This window comes from Hymenobacter rigui, assembly GCF_003944715.1.
Taxonomy (GTDB): Bacteria; Bacteroidota; Bacteroidia; order Cytophagales; family Hymenobacteraceae; genus Hymenobacter; species Hymenobacter rigui.
In genome coordinates this window covers 53443-71900 of sequence record NZ_RWIT01000019.1, presented here as the reverse complement: position 1 = coordinate 71900, position 18458 = coordinate 53443, and the positions used below count along the sequence as shown (strand labels likewise).

The window sequence follows — 18458 nt, the reverse complement described above, 5'->3', positions numbered from 1 at the left end:
AGGCCCGTACCCGTGAAGCAGTGGAGGCGGCTATCCAAACGGCCGTGGACTGGATTTCCAGCAAGGACGCCAAAGCCTGGTTCAACCATTGCGGCTATCATGTATACCGTTCATGAATCCGCTATATGGGTGGTTTGCTGGGTTTCGTCGGCGGTGGCGGTGGTATCGTGGCAGGAATAGTCGATCTGGCCGCGGCGGTGCAGAAACCAGTTTCGCCGGGTGCGGTCGTAGCGAAAGGTGGTGATGTATTAGGTTTTGTCGCAGGCTCCGTAGAGGCTTTCGAAGGAGAAGTAGCGGCCCTTGATGACGATTCCCCGGTAAGGGTCGCCAACGCCCATCCACACAGTTGCTTGATTGCGCCGCCGCCAGCTACCGTCTGCAAACGCTCCCCCAGAACTTTCTTCCCCGCCTTGGGTTAGCAACCTGTTCCCTTTACCCACCAAACAGAAACCCCGATGAAATTCCCCCTTATCCTCGCGGCGGCCCTGGCGTTTACCTTTCAAACGCAGGCCCAAACTGCCCCCGCCCCGCGCGCCGCTGCCGACCAGATTGCCACCAAGAACGGGCCGCTCACCGTGCAGCCCATCACCCACGGCAGCGTGGTATTCACCTGGAACGGCAAGACCATTTACGTAGACCCCTACGGCGGGGCCGCCGCCTACACTGGCCTGGCCGCCCCCGATGTCATCCTCATCACCGACATTCATGGTGACCACCTCGACCCGCAGACGCTGGCGGGTCTTTCCGTGGGTAAGGCCCTAATGATAGTGCCCCAGGCCGTGGCCGATAAGCTGCCCGCCGAGTACAAAGCCCAGGTCCGCATCCTTCGCAACGGCCAGAAGCTCGACACGCTGGGCATGCAGGTTTCGGCCATTCCAATGTACAACCTGCCCGAAGCCCCCGATGCTATGCACACCAAAGGCCGGGGCAACGGCTACGTGCTGAACCTGGGCGGCAAGAACGTGTACCTGTCCGGTGACACCGAAGACACCCCCGAGATGCGCGCCCTCAAGAATATCGACGTGGCCTTTGTGTGCATGAACCTGCCCTACACCATGAATGTGCAGCAGGCCGCGCAGGGCGTCCTGGCCTTCAAACCCGGCATTGTATATCCGTACCACTACCGGGGTCAGAGCGGCCTGAGCGACGTAGACGGCTTCAAGAAAACCGTCAACGCGGCCAACAAGAAAATCGACGTCCGGCTGCGCAACTGGTATCCGGCGGCTCAGTAACTCAACCCTCAACCTGACTTGCCTTTGGACTGCGCCACCCGGAGAAATCCAGGTGGCGCTTTGCTGAGCGGCGGTTTCCCGAACAGCGTAGAGACGCGAAGTGTCGCGTTTCTGCGGCATGTAAACCCCGGTTAGGAAACGGTTATACGCCCTTAATCGTCCATTGCCAGCACACATCCGGCCCCAAATGTTCAGGCTTAGCTCCCATTCTTCCACCCTTCGCCTCACCTTTTCCAACATACACCCCGACCTCGCCCCAACTCTTCCAGGCTTTCGGGTGAGCGGCAAAGGACCGGTGAGCAGGCCCACTGTCCCGACGGTTCCGGTTCCCGGCCCGATTCGGGTGGTGCAACGCCCGTTTCAGCGAAAACCGGGCCTCCGTAGTCCGGCAATTGGCTAGCTTTACCGAATGCGTACTGCTCTCTTCTGGTGGCAAACCGGCCTGCTGGCACTGCTGGCCGGGCTGGCCGCCTGCTCCTCGCCCGATCAGCAAAACCGCCCACCTCAGGCCTCCGACGTGCGCGTGCGCTACACCGCCCGCCGCGTGGTGTTGCCTCAGGTACCGGAGCGCGGCCGCATTCTCGACCGCCACGACTCGGTACTGGTGGCGACCCGCCCGCAGTTTCTGCTGCGGCTACCCCGCCGCTACCCGCTCGATACCCTGGCCCTGGGTGAGCTGTTGGGCTGGGACTCGACCACCGTACGGCGGCGCATTCAGGACGCCCTTCCCTTCCCGGGCGCCGGCCCCGCCAGTTACCCCGGCCTGCTGCGCCTGACCGCCGCCGAAGTGGCGCGCGTGCGCCAGGACAGCGCCGCCTGGCCCCAGCTGCAACTGGTGGAGCAGCGCCGCCGGGTGTACACCTCCCCGGCCGCCGCTCATGCTTTGGGCTACCTCAGCGCCGAGGCCCAGAGCTTCTACCGCCAAGCCCGCCGCACCGGGCGGGGCCGCTTTTACCGCCTGCGCAACGGCGGCGTGGAAAGCTACTACAATGGCCTCCTGCGCGGCCACCGCGGCTACCAGCACCCGCTGCTCGATAAGCAGGGCCGTCAGCACGGCAGCTGGGCCCCCGATACGGCCTTTCAACAGGGCCAGGATCTGCACCTCACGCTGGACGTGAAGCTGCAGACCTACGCCGAGAAGCTGCTGGGCGGCCGCAAGGGCTACCTTGTGGCCCTCGACCCGCGCACCGGTGAAATCCTAGCCTACGTGTCGGGCCCGGTGATTGACGCGGCTACCCTCACGGCCCCCGATCAGGCCGGCAGACGCACCGAGCTGCTGGAGCACGAAGATATGCCTCTGCTCAACCGCCCCGCCATGCTGGCCAACCCGCCCGGTTCGGTATTTAAGCTGGTGAATGCCGCCGTTGCCCTGCAGATGCACGCCATTACGCCCGCCACCAGCTTCCGCTGCGACCAAAGCCTGGTGAGCTGCGTGCACCACCACCCGCCGGGCCGCAGTCTCACGCTGGGCCTCAAGTACAGCTGCAACCCCTACTTCTACCAGGTAATGCAGAGCCTCATCGACTGCGTGCCCGACTCGCTGGCGCAGGACACCGTGGCCGCCCGCCACGCCAACCTGACGCAGTGGCGGCGCTACGTGCGCTCCTTCGGCCTCGACTCGGTGCTGGGCGTGGATTTGCCCCGGGAGGCCCCCGGCTTCCTGCCCACAGCGGCGTACTATGACAAAACCCGCGGCAGCCGCCGCTGGACCTACCGCTCCATCTACTCGCTCAGCATCGGGCAGGGCGAAATCAACCTAACGGGCCTGCAGATGGCCAATATGGCGGCCATTATTGCCAACCGGGGTTGGTACTATCCGCCCCATCTGGTGCGCGCCGTGGGCACGGGCGGCCCGCTGCCCCGCTTCACCCGCAAGCGTCACACCCTCATCGACAGTGCGAATTTTGCCGCCCTGGTGCCCGGCATGGTGGCCGTAATGCAGCGCGGCGGTACTGCCGACGCCTCCAGCCTCGCCGACGTAGGCATTACCGTAGCGGGCAAAACCGGCACCGTGCAGAACGACGAGGGCGACGACCACGCCGCCTTCGTGGGATTCGCCCCGGCCAACAATCCCAAAATTGCCGTGGCCGTGTACCTGGAAAACGGTGGCTTCGGGGCCACCGCCGCGGCCCCCTGCGCCGTGATGGTGATGGAAAAGTACCTGCGCGGCTACGTGGCACCTAAGCGCAAGCACTGGGAGCGGCGCATCATGAACCGGGCAAAGCAGTAGCGCGAACTTACGGCCGCACGTTGAATCGGGCGCGGTACACGGTGGTGTCGCCAGGCCCGAACTTGATGCGGCGGTTGTCGGCGTCCTTTAACTCAAACTCGCCGTTGACGGTGAACTTCACTTCCGTGAGGAGGTAGCCGGTATGCGTCGTCACGACGGCGCGGTAGAGGGTGCTGTCGGGGCCCGTGGGGGTGAGGCGCAGGTCCTGGTCCCAGCTTAGGGGTTTGTCACGGCCGCGCAAGCCTACCTGGCGCACGTCGGGCAGGCCTTTCACATCAAGCAGATACACAACGGTTTTGTCGTGGGCGGGCTGCACGCAGCCGGGCAGCAGCAACGCCAGCGCGGGCAGCAGCGCCAGAATTACGGCGGAGCGTTGCGAGGCCGAAACCGCGGTAGCCGAGCGGCGGCTACGCCAGTTGGCCAGCAGGTAATCAACCCCGTAACGGCCGGAGCCGAGCACCAGCGCCATCAGGCTCACCCACAAAAAACCAGCGGCTGGCAGCGTGTTCCACATACCCTGCGGCAATTGCTGCATAAAAATAGCCACCAGCATAGTGCAGCTGATGAGGAAAGCTGACACGCGTGTGCCCAGCCCGGCCATCAGCAGCAACCCGCCCACAGCTTCACTGGCGGCACCCATCCAGGCGAAGAAGGCGGGCAGCAAGGCGAAGATACCGCCGTACGCGGCCACATCCTGGGGAAACCAGAAGGCCACCTCGAACAGACCCAGGTTGTGGTCGGGCGGCGACCAAGGCAGCCCGAACTTTACGGCCCCAAACTCGAAGGCCAGCAGGTAGCCGCACACCAGCCGGGGTAGCAGCAGCAGGGCATCCTGCCACCAGTGGGGCAATACAATTGGTTTGAGCAGCGGGCGTAGGAAGCGGAGCATGGCAGCGGGGTTAAGGGTGAATGAGAAAGCGCGTCAGGGTTTTCCGGACCGGATCAGCCGGGAAGTGAGCCAAAGCACGGCAACTCCCCGCCTTACGGTGCTCCAATTCATATATTGACACCCCATCCGCGCTGATATAGGACCCTTTTCGCGCATTTGGGCCGGCCGGAACCGATGCTACTCCGGCGTTGGACATCGTCAGCCACCCGGAATCCGGGCCGTATTAATCGTATCTATTCCTGATTATGATTGCTTTATTCCGGTATCGAATGCTGTTAGCGGGGTTGCTGCTGCTGCCCGTCGGGGGGTATGCGCAGGGCTCCATTGCCCGGCTGCTCCAGGCCGAATACGAAGCCGGCCACTTCAGCGGGACGGTATTGGTGGCCCACGAGGGCCGACCCACCACCTACCTCAGCCACGGCCTGGCCAACCGGCAGTTTGCCGTTCCCATCGGCCCCGACACCCGCTTTCCCATTGCCTCGCTGTCGAAGACGTTCACGGCCATTCTGGTACTGCAGCTGGTCGAGCAGAATCAGCTGCGCCTCTCCGATAAGGTGGCCGCTTACCTGCCGGAGTTGCCGGCCAGCTGCCAGGATATTACCCTGCTGGGGCTGCTCACCCACCACTCGGGCCTGCTGAATGAGCCTGCCGAAGCCTATGCCGCCCCGTACTCGCCGGCCCAGTACGTCAGCCGCTTTGTGCGCCGCGCCGATACCCTCCCACCCGGTACGTTTCACTATAACAACGTGGATTACGTGGTGCTGACGCGGGTGCTGGAAGTTGTGACGCAACAGCCGTTTGCCCGCCTGCTGCAGACCCGCATCCTCACGCCGCTGCAGATGTACGATTCAGGCGTAGTGCGGGAGGAGCGGGTGATACCGCGCCTGGCCTACGGCTACCACAACTACACCTTTGGGGCCAGCACCGCCCGCGACACGCTCCGCAACGATGCGCCCCGCTACCTCTCCAACTACGCCGGGGCCGGGGCCCTCTACTCCACCGCCGCCGACCTGCTGCGCCTGACGGAAGCCCTACGCCACCACACGCTGCTGTCGGCCGCTACCACGGCCGCGCTGGTGCGGCAGCCTCAGCAGGCTGCCTTCATCGACTACGCCCGGGGCTACCCCACAATCGGCTTTTACTACAACGACAAAACCCTGCCCCAGCCCGTGCTGGAACGGCGCGGCAGCATTGAGGGCTTCAACTCCGTGCTGCTCACCGACCCGGAATTTCGCCATGTAGTGATTATGCTAACCAACACCGACGCCGCCGACCTGGAAGTGTTGGCCGATAGGATCTATAAGATGGCTCGTTGAGGGGATGCAAGTAGCGTGAACTACACAGATCGTGCTATTGCCTCCACACGCATAAAACGAAGCCATAAACATTGCTTCCCACAACCACCTTAGCGCATGGCACTCTGGCAATATCCGTTAACCGTTCTGCCTCGAGCGGGCATAGTCGCCCACTTTGGCTACCTGCCGGAGCGGCTTCCCATAAGCCAACCATCTGATATGCCCGACTGGTGGGCGGGGCAGCGTGTGGAGCCGGCCCCGCTGACAGCAGCTATGGATGCTCTGCTGCCCCGCGCCGAATGGAGCGACTCGCAGGACGTGTACTGGAAGGTAAATGATAATAAAACCCAGCAGGACCACGACTGCCATTTGGGCCTTGATGCCGAAGGAAACTTTGTGGAAGAATTCCAGTTCAGAACCGACCTGCGTGACCCCGGCCAGGCCGCAATTTTCCTGCAAGCCGTTCTCACGCTGTGCCAGCAGCAGAACCTTGTGTTGCTGGATGCCAACAGGATGCTGTTGCCGCCGCAATTATCGAAGCTACTGCCGTTGATTGAACAGTCGCAGGCCGCGCGGTTTCTGATAAATCCCCGCGCATTTCTGGAGCAGGTGCTGCGGGACCAGAAACTTTCCTGACAGTGAATTGTATCCCACCGACTCCCTCCCCCTCATCCTTTCCTGCTATGACGTCCACTATCACCATTGCCCCGCATTCCGCCCACCCGCTTACCGTGGCGCGGCTGGGCTACGGCACCATGCGCCTCACCGGGCCCGACATCTGGGGCGAGCCGGCTAACCGCTCCGAGGCCCTGCAGATTCTGCGCGAAGCCGTGGACGCGGGCGTCTCCTTCCTCGACACGGCCGACTATTACGGCGAGGACGTAACCAACCGCCTTGTCCGTGAGGCCCTGCACCCGTACCCGGCCGAGCTGGTTATCTGCACCAAAGTGGGGGCCACCCGCCGACCTGATAAAAGCTGGGTGCCCTACAACCGCCCCGAGCAGCTGCGGGCCAGCATCGACAACAACCTGCGCATCCTGGGCCAGGAGCAGATTCAGCTGGTACACCTGCGGCTGATGGGCGCGGGCCCGGTGCCGCTTGATGAGCAGTTGGGCGCCATGTTTGAGCTGCAGCGCGAGGGCAAGGTGCTGCACGTGGGCCTGAGCAACGTCACGCGGGCCGAGTTAGAAGCGGGGCTGCAGCAGGGGCCCATTGCCACCGTTGAGAACATGTACGGTCACGCCCAGCGTACCACGCTGGCGCATGCCCACGGTACCAACCCCGGCGGCGCGGAGGTGCTGGATCTGTGCGAGCAGCACGGCATTCCGCTCATTCCGTTCTTCTCACTGCTGCACGCTTTGCCCCAGGCCGATACCCGCGTGGCCGAGGTAGCCCGCCGCCACGGCGTTACGGAGGCCCAGCTCAACATTGCCTGGCTGCTGCACAAGTCGCCCTGGCTGCTGCCGATTCCGGGCACCTCCCAATTGGCTCACCTGCGCGAGAACCTGGCCGCCGCAACTATTCGGTTGAGTGCCGAGGAAATGGCCTATCTGGAGTAGTCGAATGCAGCCTATCTGCCCCGACCGTGTTTCTTGCACCTGTATGATTCGATATTGGCTCCCGGCGAAGAGGGCGTGCAAACCGGTACTGAGTGCGCTGGCCGGCGGGCTGCTGCTGGCCGCCCCGGCCCGGGCCCAGCAGCCCGCTTTACCGCGCGACACCTCCTTTACTACTTACAGCGCCTTCGTTAAGGCCCGCAAGCAGCACCCCGACATCAGCATTGCCCGGCCGCCGGTGCCCGCCACCATCCGCAGCCGCGTGAACGTGCCCTACACTGAAGCCTCGAGCCGGCCCCTGCTGCTGGATGTATTCTACCCCAAAGCCCGCCGCCACCGGCCCGCCCCGGCGGTGCTACTGGTGCACGGCGGCGGCTGGCGCTCCGGCCACCGAAGCCAGCACCACGCCATGGCCCAGCAGCTGGCCGCCCGGGGCTTCGTGGCCGTAACAGCCGAGTATCGGCTGAGCCCGGAAGCCCCCTACCCGGCGGCGGTGCAGGACCTGAAAACCGCCCTGCGCTGGCTGCGCGCCCACGCCCGCCCCTATGGCCTCGATACCACCCGGGTAGCCATCTGGGGTTTCTCGGCCGGGGGGCAGCTGGCGGCGCTGGCAGGCACCACCAACGCCGATCCGCGCTACGAGACCGGTACTACGTACCGCAGCCGCTCTAGCCAGGTGCAGGCCATTGTGGATGTGGACGGCATTCTGGCCTTCACCCACCCCGAATCGGGGGAAGGCGACGACAGGAAGGGCCTCTCGGCGGCCACCCAGTGGCTGGGCGGCAGCCGGGAAGCCAGCCCCGGGCTATGGGAGCAGGCCTCGGCCCTGAGCCACATCGGCCCCGGCACACCGCCCATGCTGTTCATCAACAGCGGCGTGGCCCGCATGCACGCCGGCCGCGACGACGTGCGCCGCCAGCTGACCGCCTTGGGCATCTACTCCGAGGAGCACACGTTTCCTGAGGCCCCACACCCGTTTCCGCTGTTCAACCCCTGGTTTGCGCCCACCCTGGAGTACACCGTGCAGTTTCTGCAACGCGTGTTCGGCAGGCCCTGACCGGTCCCGGCCCACTTGCGCTCAACCCGGTTTCAGGTCGATATTTCAGCCCTGAAAAAGCTGGTGGTTGAACGCCGCCTGCCACCCGGGGCCCGATAAATGACTCTTGTTACTGTCCCTGCCTGGCCCCAGCGGATAAAGACTGATGCATCTATGGTTATGAAGAACCTTGTTACCTCTCTGCTCCTGGTTGCCTGCACCGTGGCGGGCGCGCAGGCACAGGCGTTGTCCTCGTTATCCGGAGTATGGCAGGGCGTGGAAACCGATACCGGCGACCGGGGCGGGTACTGGCCGGCCCTGCTGCGCGTGCAGCAAAGCAAATCGGGCGGCATACTGGGGGTACTGTACCAGGAAGTGGGCGAGGCCCCGCAGGTCAGCGTGACGTTCCAGATCCGGGCTACCCGCACCGCCGCCGGGCTACAGCTAGAGCACGTGCGCAAGCTCCAGGAAACCGGCCGCAGCCTGTTCAGCTACTGGTGCGACGGTGCCATCACCTTCACCTACGACGCGGCCCAGGAGAAACTGACCGGCCGGGCCACCTACCGCCCCGTGGGCGACTGTGACCATGGCACGTTTGTGCTCTACCGGGTGAAGCTGAAATCGGCCGCCACGGTGCCGGCCGGGGCCGAAACTACCATCCGGGTATCGGGCCGCAACGTGCTCTGGTACGCCGATGCCGAGCTGAAGCAGCCTGTAGCCACCGGCAACACGCACCGCACCCGCCTCAGCCAGACCACTACCTTCTACCTCACCCAGGGCTTCTACCCCACCCGCGAAAGCGCCGTGGTGCCCATTACCATTCAGGTAACTGCTGCAGCCCAGTCGCCCCAGCCGCCCCCCGTCGAGCCGTTGCCATTAGCGGCCATCGGCCAGCTTCCTGCCCGGCTCGCTTACCCGGCTCTGCCTGCCACCCTATCCACTCTGGCTCCGGCTGCGCCCGTCCTGTCGGAGCGGCTACTGGTGCTGCCTACCGTGCTGTTTGAGCTGGGAACCCCGAAGCTGCTCCCCGATGGCCGACCGGCGCTCCAACAGTTGGCCGCCGAGCTGCTGGCCCGCCCCAGTCTGCGTATTCAGATTGCCGGTCACACCGACAAGATTGGGGAGCCACAGAAAAACCAGGTACTGAGTGAGCAGCGGGCCGAAGCCGTAAAGGAAGCTCTGGTGAAAGCCGGGGTGGCAGCCGGGCGCATACATACTGTGGGCTACGGCGACTCCCGTCCGCTATACCCCTCGCCCGATGCGCGCAACCGCCGGGTGGAGGTGAGCGAGGTGCAATAGCCCGGAGCCAGCGGAAGCCGCCCCGGCGGCAGAATCGGGTTGGGTAGATGATCCGAACAGACTTTCCCGCGTCAATCCTTTTCTCCAACTTGCGGGCTGTTCCCATTGCTCTATCCTATGCATTCTTCTATTCGCACCGCTCGTCTGCTGGCTGCTATCCTGCTTCTGACGGCTCCGCTGGGAGCCTGCGAGGCGCTTCTGGGCAAGGAAATAGCCCGCCTGCCCGTCAACACCGTCAGCACGCCCCAGCAGGAGGTAGTAAAGGAAACCACCGTGAACCTGCACCAGAACGACCAGCTTGCCCTGTGGTCGGAAATGGATATGGAGTACCAGGGAGAGGCCCCACTCCGGTTTCAGGTAGTGGTACTTCAGAATGGGCAGCCCTTTAAGCAGCTGGAGCTTGATCCAACGGAGAAAAACGTGAGCGTGCAGGAAGCGAAAACCGATATCAACGGGCGCGTGAGTTGGAGTTTCAGCGGCAAAAACGCCGAGCTGACCATTCCGAAAGATGCGGCCTACACGTTTAAAGCCCGCCTCATAGCCGCTCCCAACCCCACGCTCCGACTGCACAAAGCCGAACTGGTGCTGAAGAAATAACCCGATGCACCCGGGCCGGCGCGCCCGGCCGCCACGGCCATCTTATCCTTTTACTCCTACCTATTATGAACGACTTGGGCATTGTGGGCCTGGGCCTGGTGCTGTTGACGTGTTTTGTTTCGTATCAGGGCCTGAACGACCCTGCCTATTTTGCCCGCCATGCCTTCGAGGTGGGGCCCATCCGGTACCGGCGGCAGTACCAACGGCTGCTGTCTTCCGGTTTTCTGCACGTCAGCTGGTGGCATCTGGGGTTCAATATGCTTACGCTGTGGTGCTTCGGCGGAGCCCTGGAGGCGCTGGTGGGAATGCAGAATTTTCTGACGCTCTATTTCACCAGCCTCATAGGCGGCAACCTGTTTTCGCTGTGGCTGCACCGCCACGAGGCGCGCTACAGCGCAGTGGGTGCATCCGGCGCAGTAAGCGGACTTATTTTTGCCTCTATTGCGCTTTTTCCCGGCATTGAAGTGGGCATGCTGGGTATTTACCTGCCGGGCTGGCTGTATGGACTGCTGTTTGTGCTGCTGTCGGCGTACGGCATTACCGTGCGCCGCGACTCCATCGGGCACGATGCGCACCTGGGCGGGGCGCTGGTGGGCCTGACCACGATGCTGGTTATCCAGCCCGAGCTGCTCCGGACCAACTACCTGACCGTGCTGGCCATTGTGGTGCCGGCCGTTGGTTTTCTGTACCTGCTGCTGCGCCGGCCGGCCGGCCGGCTGCGGGGTAACCTGTTCAACGTCGAACCCGGCTACCAGACCCTCGACGACCGGGACCGGGCCAAAAAGCAACGCGAAGAAGCTTACCTGAACGAGCTGCTAGACAAAATCAACCAACAGGGTCTCGAGGGCCTGTCCAGGCGGGAAAAGAAAACACTCGACGACTGGTCGCGCTGACAACCCGCCGCCTCATCGCGCAGGCAGGCGCTGCACACAAGTATCATCCGGGCCGGTAGCCGGGCGTAATGCCTGGCTAACGGCCCGATTTGGTTACCTGAAAAAATGCCTGTTCAATTTTCGGTTGCAGGCCGCTTAAGCAGGGAGTTGCTTTGCCTGACTTTCCGAGTATTCAGCACCATCTTCCCTTATGACGCCCCTGTTTCCCACTCCCGACGCCGCCGAATGCTATCAGGCGCTGGTTGCTAAAAATGCCGCGTACGAGGGCCGGTTTATTGCCGCCGTCAAAACCACTGGTATCTTCTGCCGGCCTACCTGCCCGGCCCGCAAGCCCAAACCTGAAAACGTAGAGTTTTTTGCCTCTACCAAGGAGGCGCTGCTGCATGGCTACCGGGCCTGCAAAGTGTGCACCCCGCTACTGGCTCGGGATGCTACACCGCCGTTTATGCAGGAGTTGCTGGAGGAGCTGGCCCGGCAGCCCGCCGTCAAAATCTCCGACCAGCAGCTGCGCCAGAAAGGTCTGGAGCCGGCCACGGTGCGCCGCTGGTTTCTGCGGCAGCACGGCATTACGTTTCAGGCCTACCAACGACTCAACCGCATCAATACCGCGTTCCGCAAAATCCAGAACGGCAACTCGGTAACGGCTACGGCCTTTGAAAGTGGGTATGAGTCGCTCAGTGGCTTCCAGGATTCCTTTAAAACCGTGTTTGGCGTGGCCCCTTCCCTGAGCCGGCAGCAGCAGATCCTTAACCTTACCCGCCTGGAAACGCCGCTGGGCACCATGCTGGCCTGCGCAACCCAGCAGGGAGTTTGCCTGCTGGAATTCACGGACCGCCGGGGGCTTGAAACGGAGCTGAAAGACCTGGCCCACCGCCTCAACGCCACCGTAGTGCAGAGCGAAAATGTGCACTACGAAATACTCCGTATCCAGTTAGCCGAATACTTTGCCGGTACCCGCCGGGAGTTTACAGTGCCGCTGCACACCCCCGGCACGGCGTTTCAGCAGCAGGTGTGGCAGGAGCTGCTCCGGATTCCGTACGGCAGCACCCGCACCTATGGGCAGGAGGCCGCCGCCCTGGGCCGCCCCACCGCTGTCCGGGCCGTAGCTTCCACCAACGGCCTGAACCGCATTGCTATTCTCATTCCCTGCCACCGGGTGCTGGGGGCCGATGGCCACCTGACGGGCTATGCGGGCGGCCTCTGGCGCAAAAAGGCCCTGCTGGAACTGGAACAGACCGCCAAAACCGCACCCCCCGATGAGCCGGCAGCTCCGGCAGAGCAGGTTTCGCTTCAATAACACCACCTGCAGTTCCTATACTGCATGCTTCGTTTTGTTAGGTACCTGTTACAAAGTCCTGCCGGAGTGGCAGGACTTTTTTTATTGATTCAATCAGGCGTGCATACGCCTTCAAAAGGTTATTCCTTCCCTGATTAATTCAGTACAAAATATTGACTTTCACATATTTATGTTATTGAACCCGGCTCTCGCAGGAGGTATCTTCGGTACGTCCATTTACCAACACCTAACCTACTACCACTATGGAAACAAAAGTCAGGATTACCCCAGGCAATGGGCAGTACGACTACGACCTTCCCCCCACCGGCCGGGGCCCTATGGGGTACCCCATGGAAAACCTGGCCACCGACGAGGCCACCACTTTGGAGGAGGTTATCAATGAAGTAGCCGGGGCCACCGACGGCAACGAGTCAGATGGCTACGACGGCGAGGCTACCGCTACTGAAGCGGTGCTTACCGACGGCCACCGCCCCATCAACAGCCCGGTTTCGCGCCTGAATACCACCGGCAATGAGGGCGGCATGTCCGATGAATCGGCGGAAGCGGATGAGGCTACGGATACGGAATCCTTCTACGAAAGCGTGGAAGGCTGGCAGGAAAACAACCCCGCCGAAACCAGCGCCGAGGCCGAGCCCGTAGTGGAAGCCTCCCTGGCCGACATGGAAGCCTCGGAGGGCAACCAGGAGTTTTTTGGTGCCTTGGCGGCGCTGGTGCTGCCCCTGGCCAAAGCGGTATTACCCACGCTGGCCGGAGCGGCCGTGAAACAAGGCACCAAGCTGGTGCAGGGAATCGTGAAGCCCAAGGGTAAAAAGCTGAACCCGGCCATTCTGCAGATGCTCCGGCAGGCCGGCGTCAATCCGGCCATCATCAAGCAGCTGGAATTCAGCGAAGCCACCGACGACGAAGCCGGCCAGGACGAAGCCGCTGGTATGGATGAAACGGACGTAGAGGCCCTGGCTCAGCAGATTGAAGCCCTGGAAGTTATCATTGGGACGGATGACCGGGTACAGGTAAACAACACCTCCGTGGTACCCTGGAAGCGCATCTGCCACCTCAAAATTCAGGCCGCCGATGGCAAGAACTACCTGGGCACGGGCTTCTTTATCGGGCCGCGCACCATTCTCACGGCCGGCCACTGCGTGTACATTCACGGGCACGGCGGCTGGCCCCGGCAAATTGTGGTGACACCCGGCCGCAATGGCACCAGTGAGCCATTCCAGCATTACACGGCCACCGCATTTCGCTCGGTACAGGGCTGGGTAAACAACAAAGCCCGCAACTACGACTACGGCGTGATTCAGCTGCCCCGCAATGCCAGCGTGTCGCCCAGCATCGGAGCCTTCGGGTTTGGGCAGTTCCCGGACCAGTTTCTGCTCAATAAGCGCCTGAACACGGCCGGCTACCCCGGCGACAAACCCTCGGGCACCATGTGGTTTAATGGTCGCAAAGCCAAGAGCGTTACCAGCCGCACCATTACGTACGATATTGACACGGCCGGTGGCCAGAGCGGCTCGCCGGTGTGGTTCAAGGATGCGGCCGGCAGCCGTATTGTGGTGGGCATTCATACCAACGGGGCCTCATCGGGCAACTCGGCCACCCGCATTACCAAGCCGGTGTTCGATAATCTGAAGAAGTGGCGGCTGGAAGGCGGTGCCTAGCACCGGGCGCTGTAACAAGAGGTGGCCGGGGCGCCAGCTGTTTCCCAGTCACCTCTTTACCGGCCTGATGCCGGGGCTACTAGTGCTGTTGTTGCGTTGCAGTACCTCAAACCAAGCAAGCACGATGGGATACATAACCGGTATTGTTCGGGATACTACCAATGCGCCCCTCGAGGACGTGAATATGATCATCGTATCCGGGCCGCCCCACCCCGACATTGTGGCAATTACGGATGCGGAAGGCCGCTTTGGCTTCGATAACCTGCGGCCCGGCAAGTACGTGCTCAAGGCGTACGGCCGGCTGGAAAGCGACGATATTCCCGTGCAGGTGCGAGCCAACCAGCCGCCCTTCGTGGAAATCTGGCTGGGCTCTGCCCCGGCACCCCCACCCTCATCCTCGGCCGAGGAAAGCTACCTCATCAACGAGGAAAATTCTTTTGACGAGGAGGGTTATCAGCGCGACGAATAGGATAGCCAGCCCTGACAACACCCCCGCCAGCCGCAACAAATAAATGATGCTTGCATAACAATTTCCTGACCTCTGCGTAGTATCTTTGCAGTCAACAAACTGACTTGCATCACCATACACATAGATTACATGAAAAAGAGCACTGCCGCCGTTTCTTCGCTGCTGGTTCTGGGAGGGTTAGGGTCACTTAGCTTCCTGGCCGCCCAGGTCCGCGACCTGAACTTGTTTTTTGATCTGCGCGACGAGGAAGAGCTGCACTTCTGCTAAGCTATACCCAAGTCGTTTTTTAGCCAGACCCCGCTCCTTGGGCGGGGTCTGGTGCGTTTAGGCCTGCACAAACCAGGGTTCAAAATCAGGACATTATCTCCCATCCACGAAAAAAACTATATCCATTCGCGGCGGTTTTCGGTACTTCACAGCAAGAGCGGCTCACGGTGGGCCGCTGCCTCTCTCTCATATACTGACTATCGGAACCGGGTTTTCATGGAAAACAGCAGCGTAATCCGGGAAATCAGTAAAATCTGTGATTTATGAATCTGACCGGCTTGAAAGAGCAAATCAGCTACATCATCGGGCGCGACATGGCCCGCAATTTCGCCCAGCAGGGCCTGGACCTGGACATTGACATCTTTGCCCAGAGCATGAAGGAAGCCCTGACCGGGGAGCCCAGCCGCCTGACGCCCGAGCAGATGCAAAGCGCCATGCAGCAGCTGCAGGAGCAGCTGGGCGGCGGTGATGACCAGGACGACAACCAAGACCCTAACGCCATGAACAACAACAAAGCCGAAGGCGAAGCCTTCCTGCAAGAAAATGCCCAGAAGCCGGGCGTAACCACCCTGCCCAGCGGCCTGCAGTACGAGGTCCTGACGGAAGGCAACGGCCCCAAGCCCGGCCCGTCTTCTTCAGTTACCACCCATTACCACGGCACGCTCATCAACGGCAACGTGTTTGATTCGTCGTACCAGCGCGGCCAGCCCGCTACCTTCGGTGTAAACCAGGTAATTGCGGGCTGGACTGAGGCCCTGCAACTGATGCCCGAAGGCTCGAAATGGCGCCTGTACATTCCCTCCGACCTGGCCTACGGTAAGCGTGGTGCCGGCCGTGACATTGGCCCCGACTCAGCGCTGATTTTCGACGTAGAGCTGCTGAAAGTAAACCGCTAGTACGTTCTGGAGTTCGGAAACCGGGGTGAGCAGGCCAGGCGATAAAAAGCCGTACTTACTCCCCGTTATTTCTCAGCTCTTTTTCTCCTGATATGAAAGCCCCGCTGCCTCCCGTGCGCCTCGTGCCCCTCAATTGGGTCCGAACCACAACCGGCAGCGGGGCTTTTTCGGCTATGGACCACTCTATTCCTCCCGCACCCGATAACAACGCCTCGCCCCTTGACTCCACCGGCGGTTTGCCGGCGGGCCAGTTCCCCGAGCCAGTGTTTCAGCCCCTGCCTCCTGCCCCGCCTGAACAGTTTCAGACCCAGCGCAGCGAGGATGGCCGGGTAGCCCTGACCAATGACGGCCTGGAGCTGCAAGGCGAGCTGTTTGGTTGGCGGGAGCTGGAGGCAGTGGATGTGCGGCCGGTGCGCTGGCTGCTGGGGGTATTGCTGGGGGCATTTGTGCTGTGTGCGTTTTTGCTGGGCTACCTGCAGTTCTGGCTGAGTACGGTTCCGGCCGCGCTGGGCATTGGCCTGGGTATTGCGCTGCTGGCCTGGGGCGCCCGGGGCACCAACCGCTGGCGCCTGCATCGGCCGGGCCAAGAGCCGCGCCACTTTGCCTTTTCAGGCCCGGCCCGCAGCTGGGAGCAGTTGGCGCAGGAGGCTAACTACCGTATCCGGAAGCGCCACGACGAAGCGGCCGCCACGGCGGCCTACTGGCTGGCCTTGGCCGACTGGCAGGCGCAAACCCGCCATCCTGACTATCTGCATCCTTAATTGCTGAAGTGACCCTGCACTTTTCCAGCGGGACTGCGTAAGCGCGGCTAGCGTTGCCATTTCAGCGCAACTGCTACCTTTGGCCCCGCTTGTTAAAAACCGGCTATTCTCTCACTAGTACTCCTCACATGGACGCCAAACACCAGCACACCGCCATATCGTCGGCCGGCTTGCTCATTGCCCTCGGCATCATCTACGGCGACATTGGCACTTCGCCGCTGTACGTAATGAAGGCCATTGTTCCGGAGCAGATTAACCCGATGCTTGTGCTTGGGGGTATCTCCTGCGTGTTCTGGACGCTCACCCTGCAGACAACCATCAAGTATGTCATGCTTACCCTCAACGCCGATAACAACGGCGAGGGTGGCATTTTTTCGCTGTATGCCCTGGTGCGGCGGCGCGGGGCCTGGCTGTCGGCCATTGCCATCATCGGCGGCTCGGCCCTGCTGGCCGATGGGGTGATTACCCCGCCCATTTCGGTATCCTCGGCCATTGAAGGGCTGGAAGCGGTGTACCCAAATATTCCCACGGTGCCCATTGTCATCGGCATTATTGCGGGGCTATTTTTGCTTCAAAGCTTTGGAACACAGATTGTAGGCAAGGCCTTTGGCCCGATTATGTTCGTGTGGTTTTCCATGCTGGCGGTGCTGGGCGTACACGGCATAATGCAACACCCGGGCATTCTGCAGGCGCTCAACCCCTACCACGCCTACGACCTGCTGGTGAACTACCCCGGCGGTTTCTGGCTCCTGGGTGCCGTGTTCCTGTGCACTACCGGGGCCGAAGCCCTGTACTCCGATCTGGGCCATTGCGGCAAAGGCAACATTCGCATTAGCTGGGTGTTCGTGAAATCCTGCCTGGTGCTGAACTATCTGGGCCAGGGCGGCTGGCTGCTGTCCCATCAGGGCGAGATGCTCAACAAGCGTAACCCCTTCTATGAGCTGATGCCGGAATGGTTTCTGCTCATCGGCATTGGTATTGCCACCATTGCGGCCATCATTGCCTCCCAGGCCCTTATTACCGGCTCCTTCACGCTGGTGGCCGAAGCCATTCGCCTGAACATGTGGCCCAAAGTGCGGCTCAACTACCCCACCGATGTGAAGGGACAGCTGTACGTACCCAGCATGAACCGGCTGTTGCTGCTGGGCTGCATTGCCGTGGTGCTGTATTTTCAGAAATCGGAGAATATGGAGGCAGCCTATGGCCTGGCCATTACGCTCACCATGCTCATGACCACCATTCTGCTGATTATGTGGCTGCGCTCCAAGCGGGTACCGATGGTAGCCATTGTGCTCTTTGCGCTGGTGTATGGGGCCATTGAAGGCTCCTTCCTGATAGCCAACCTCATCAAATTCCCCCACGGTGGCTGGGTATCCCTGGCCATTGGCGTTACGCTGATGGGCGTGATGTACGTGTGGCTGCGGGCCTTCTACATCAAGCGCCGCCTCACGGAGTTTGTCAAGATTGACCCGTATATCGATGCGCTGAAAGAACTCAGCAACGACGAGTCAGTGTCGAAATACGCTACGCACCTGGTGTTTATGTCGTCGGCCGAGCGCCAGTCGGAAATCGAGTCGAAGATTATCTACTCCATTTTCCAGAAGCGCCCCAAGCGTGCCGATATCTACTGGTTTGTGCACGTGGATACCACCGATGAGCCGTACACCATGGAGTACAAAGTGACGGAACTGGCACAGGACGACGTGTTTCGCATCACGTTCCGGCTGGGTTTCCGGGTGGAGCAGCGCATCAACCTGTACTTCCGCAAAGTGGTGGAAGACCTCGTGCGCAACAAGGAAGTGGACATCACTTCCCGCTACGAGTCTCTGAGCAAGCAGCACGTCACCGGCGACTTCCGCTTCGTGGTACTGGAGAAATTCCTCTCAGTAGAAAACGAATTTCCGATGGTGGAGAAGCTGGTGATGCAGGCCTATTTCTACATCAAGCAGTTCATTGCTTCCGAAGACAAGTATTTTGGCCTCGATACCAGCTCCGTGAAAGTGGAGAAAGTGCCGCTGGTAATTACCCCCGTTCGTGACGTTGCCCTGAAGCGCGTCAAGTAAACTTCCGCGCCCAATATTTC

Annotated in this window: 17 protein-coding genes; 16 read left to right on the top strand and 1 reads right to left on the bottom strand. The window is 61.6% G+C overall.

All coding sequences use genetic code 11. From position 1 onward, the window contains the following. Positions 1-455 precede the first annotated feature (455 nt). The gene (locus EI291_RS20735; RefSeq protein ID WP_125424198.1) at positions 456-1232 is read left to right on the top strand and encodes an MBL fold metallo-hydrolase; all 777 of its coding nucleotides are present in this window, start codon (positions 456-458) and stop codon (positions 1230-1232) included. 409 nt (positions 1233-1641) lie between these two features. After that, positions 1642-3462 carry a peptidoglycan D,D-transpeptidase FtsI family protein gene (locus tag EI291_RS20730; protein ID WP_125424197.1) on the top strand — a complete coding sequence of 607 codons (1821 nt, stop codon included), beginning with the start codon at positions 1642-1644 and terminating at the stop codon, positions 3460-3462. Positions 3463-3469: 7 nt separating this feature from the next. Here the strand turns inward: EI291_RS20730 and EI291_RS20725 are convergent, their stop codons facing one another. Next, positions 3470-4351 (bottom strand): DoxX family protein, encoded by an 882-nt coding sequence (locus EI291_RS20725; RefSeq protein WP_125424196.1) that lies wholly within the window; start codon positions 4349-4351, stop codon positions 3470-3472. A gap of 245 nt (positions 4352-4596) precedes the next feature. Here EI291_RS20725 and EI291_RS20720 point away from each other — a divergent pair, with 245 nt between their 5' ends. From EI291_RS20720 to EI291_RS20660, 14 genes are all read left to right on the top strand, one after another. Further along, positions 4597-5667, top strand: coding sequence for a serine hydrolase domain-containing protein (locus EI291_RS20720; protein WP_125424195.1), 1071 nt, complete (start codon positions 4597-4599; stop codon positions 5665-5667). A 198-nt stretch (positions 5668-5865) separates the two neighbouring features. Then, on the top strand, positions 5866-6282 hold the full coding sequence (locus tag EI291_RS20715; protein WP_125424194.1) for a hypothetical protein: 417 nt from the start codon (positions 5866-5868) through the stop codon (positions 6280-6282). A gap of 47 nt (positions 6283-6329) precedes the next feature. Then, on the top strand, positions 6330-7205 hold the full coding sequence (locus tag EI291_RS20710; protein WP_125424193.1) for an aldo/keto reductase: 876 nt from the start codon (positions 6330-6332) through the stop codon (positions 7203-7205). A 43-nt stretch (positions 7206-7248) separates the two neighbouring features. Continuing rightward, positions 7249-8259, top strand: a complete 1011-nt coding sequence (locus tag EI291_RS20705; protein ID WP_125424192.1) for an alpha/beta hydrolase — start codon at positions 7249-7251, stop codon at positions 8257-8259. Positions 8260-8418: 159 nt separating this feature from the next. After that, a complete protein-coding gene (locus EI291_RS20700; protein ID WP_170172750.1) occupies positions 8419-9537 on the top strand; it encodes an OmpA family protein in 1119 nt (372 codons plus the stop codon). Positions 9538-9654: 117 nt separating this feature from the next. After that, positions 9655-10134 carry a hypothetical protein gene (locus EI291_RS20695; RefSeq protein WP_125424190.1) on the top strand — a complete coding sequence of 160 codons (480 nt, stop codon included), beginning with the start codon at positions 9655-9657 and terminating at the stop codon, positions 10132-10134. A gap of 65 nt (positions 10135-10199) precedes the next feature. After that, the gene (locus EI291_RS20690) at positions 10200-11027 is read left to right on the top strand and encodes a rhomboid family protein (protein ID WP_125424189.1); all 828 of its coding nucleotides are present in this window, start codon (positions 10200-10202) and stop codon (positions 11025-11027) included. Positions 11028-11217: 190 nt separating this feature from the next. Then, on the top strand, positions 11218-12324 hold the full coding sequence (locus EI291_RS23450; RefSeq protein WP_125424188.1) for a bifunctional transcriptional activator/DNA repair enzyme AdaA: 1107 nt from the start codon (positions 11218-11220) through the stop codon (positions 12322-12324). Between the two features lie 242 nt (positions 12325-12566). After that, positions 12567-13982 (top strand): trypsin-like serine peptidase, encoded by a 1416-nt coding sequence (locus EI291_RS20680; RefSeq protein WP_125424187.1) that lies wholly within the window; start codon positions 12567-12569, stop codon positions 13980-13982. Between the two features lie 124 nt (positions 13983-14106). After that, positions 14107-14451 carry a carboxypeptidase-like regulatory domain-containing protein gene (locus tag EI291_RS20675; protein ID WP_170172749.1) on the top strand — a complete coding sequence of 115 codons (345 nt, stop codon included), beginning with the start codon at positions 14107-14109 and terminating at the stop codon, positions 14449-14451. 129 nt (positions 14452-14580) lie between these two features. After that, entirely contained in the window at positions 14581-14718 is a 138-nt protein-coding gene (locus EI291_RS22955) for a hypothetical protein (protein WP_155832933.1), read from the top strand. Positions 14719-14981: 263 nt separating this feature from the next. Beyond that, positions 14982-15614 (top strand): FKBP-type peptidyl-prolyl cis-trans isomerase, encoded by a 633-nt coding sequence (locus EI291_RS20670; protein WP_125424185.1) that lies wholly within the window; start codon positions 14982-14984, stop codon positions 15612-15614. Positions 15615-15706: 92 nt separating this feature from the next. Next, positions 15707-16375: a hypothetical protein gene (locus tag EI291_RS20665; protein ID WP_125424184.1), complete on the top strand. Its 669-nt coding sequence runs from the start codon at positions 15707-15709 to the stop codon at positions 16373-16375. A gap of 128 nt (positions 16376-16503) precedes the next feature. Beyond that, the gene (locus EI291_RS20660) at positions 16504-18438 is read left to right on the top strand and encodes a KUP/HAK/KT family potassium transporter (protein ID WP_125424183.1); all 1935 of its coding nucleotides are present in this window, start codon (positions 16504-16506) and stop codon (positions 18436-18438) included. Positions 18439-18458: the final 20 nt, after the last annotated feature.

What these genes read in the sequence shown, in the direction of transcription:
- EI291_RS20735 (WP_125424198.1), top strand. Translation starts at nt 456, where the DNA reads ATGAAATTCCCCCTTATCCTCGCGGCGGCCCTGGCGTTTACCTTTCAA.
- EI291_RS20730 (WP_125424197.1), top strand. Translation starts at nt 1,642, where the DNA reads ATGCGTACTGCTCTCTTCTGGTGGCAAACCGGCCTGCTGGCACTGCTG.
- EI291_RS20725 (WP_125424196.1), bottom strand. Translation starts at nt 4,351, where the DNA reads ATGCTCCGCTTCCTACGCCCGCTGCTCAAACCAATTGTATTGCCCCAC.
- EI291_RS20720 (WP_125424195.1), top strand. Translation starts at nt 4,597, where the DNA reads ATGATTGCTTTATTCCGGTATCGAATGCTGTTAGCGGGGTTGCTGCTG.
- EI291_RS20715 (WP_125424194.1), top strand. Translation starts at nt 5,866, where the DNA reads ATGCCCGACTGGTGGGCGGGGCAGCGTGTGGAGCCGGCCCCGCTGACA.
- EI291_RS20710 (WP_125424193.1), top strand. Translation starts at nt 6,330, where the DNA reads ATGACGTCCACTATCACCATTGCCCCGCATTCCGCCCACCCGCTTACC.
- EI291_RS20705 (WP_125424192.1), top strand. Translation starts at nt 7,249, where the DNA reads ATGATTCGATATTGGCTCCCGGCGAAGAGGGCGTGCAAACCGGTACTG.
- EI291_RS20700 (WP_170172750.1), top strand. Translation starts at nt 8,419, where the DNA reads ATGAAGAACCTTGTTACCTCTCTGCTCCTGGTTGCCTGCACCGTGGCG.
- EI291_RS20695 (WP_125424190.1), top strand. Translation starts at nt 9,655, where the DNA reads ATGCATTCTTCTATTCGCACCGCTCGTCTGCTGGCTGCTATCCTGCTT.
- EI291_RS20690 (WP_125424189.1), top strand. Translation starts at nt 10,200, where the DNA reads ATGAACGACTTGGGCATTGTGGGCCTGGGCCTGGTGCTGTTGACGTGT.
- EI291_RS23450 (WP_125424188.1), top strand. Translation starts at nt 11,218, where the DNA reads ATGACGCCCCTGTTTCCCACTCCCGACGCCGCCGAATGCTATCAGGCG.
- EI291_RS20680 (WP_125424187.1), top strand. Translation starts at nt 12,567, where the DNA reads ATGGAAACAAAAGTCAGGATTACCCCAGGCAATGGGCAGTACGACTAC.
- EI291_RS20675 (WP_170172749.1), top strand. Translation starts at nt 14,107, where the DNA reads ATGGGATACATAACCGGTATTGTTCGGGATACTACCAATGCGCCCCTC.
- EI291_RS22955 (WP_155832933.1), top strand. Translation starts at nt 14,581, where the DNA reads ATGAAAAAGAGCACTGCCGCCGTTTCTTCGCTGCTGGTTCTGGGAGGG.
- EI291_RS20670 (WP_125424185.1), top strand. Translation starts at nt 14,982, where the DNA reads ATGAATCTGACCGGCTTGAAAGAGCAAATCAGCTACATCATCGGGCGC.
- EI291_RS20665 (WP_125424184.1), top strand. Translation starts at nt 15,707, where the DNA reads ATGAAAGCCCCGCTGCCTCCCGTGCGCCTCGTGCCCCTCAATTGGGTC.
- EI291_RS20660 (WP_125424183.1), top strand. Translation starts at nt 16,504, where the DNA reads ATGGACGCCAAACACCAGCACACCGCCATATCGTCGGCCGGCTTGCTC.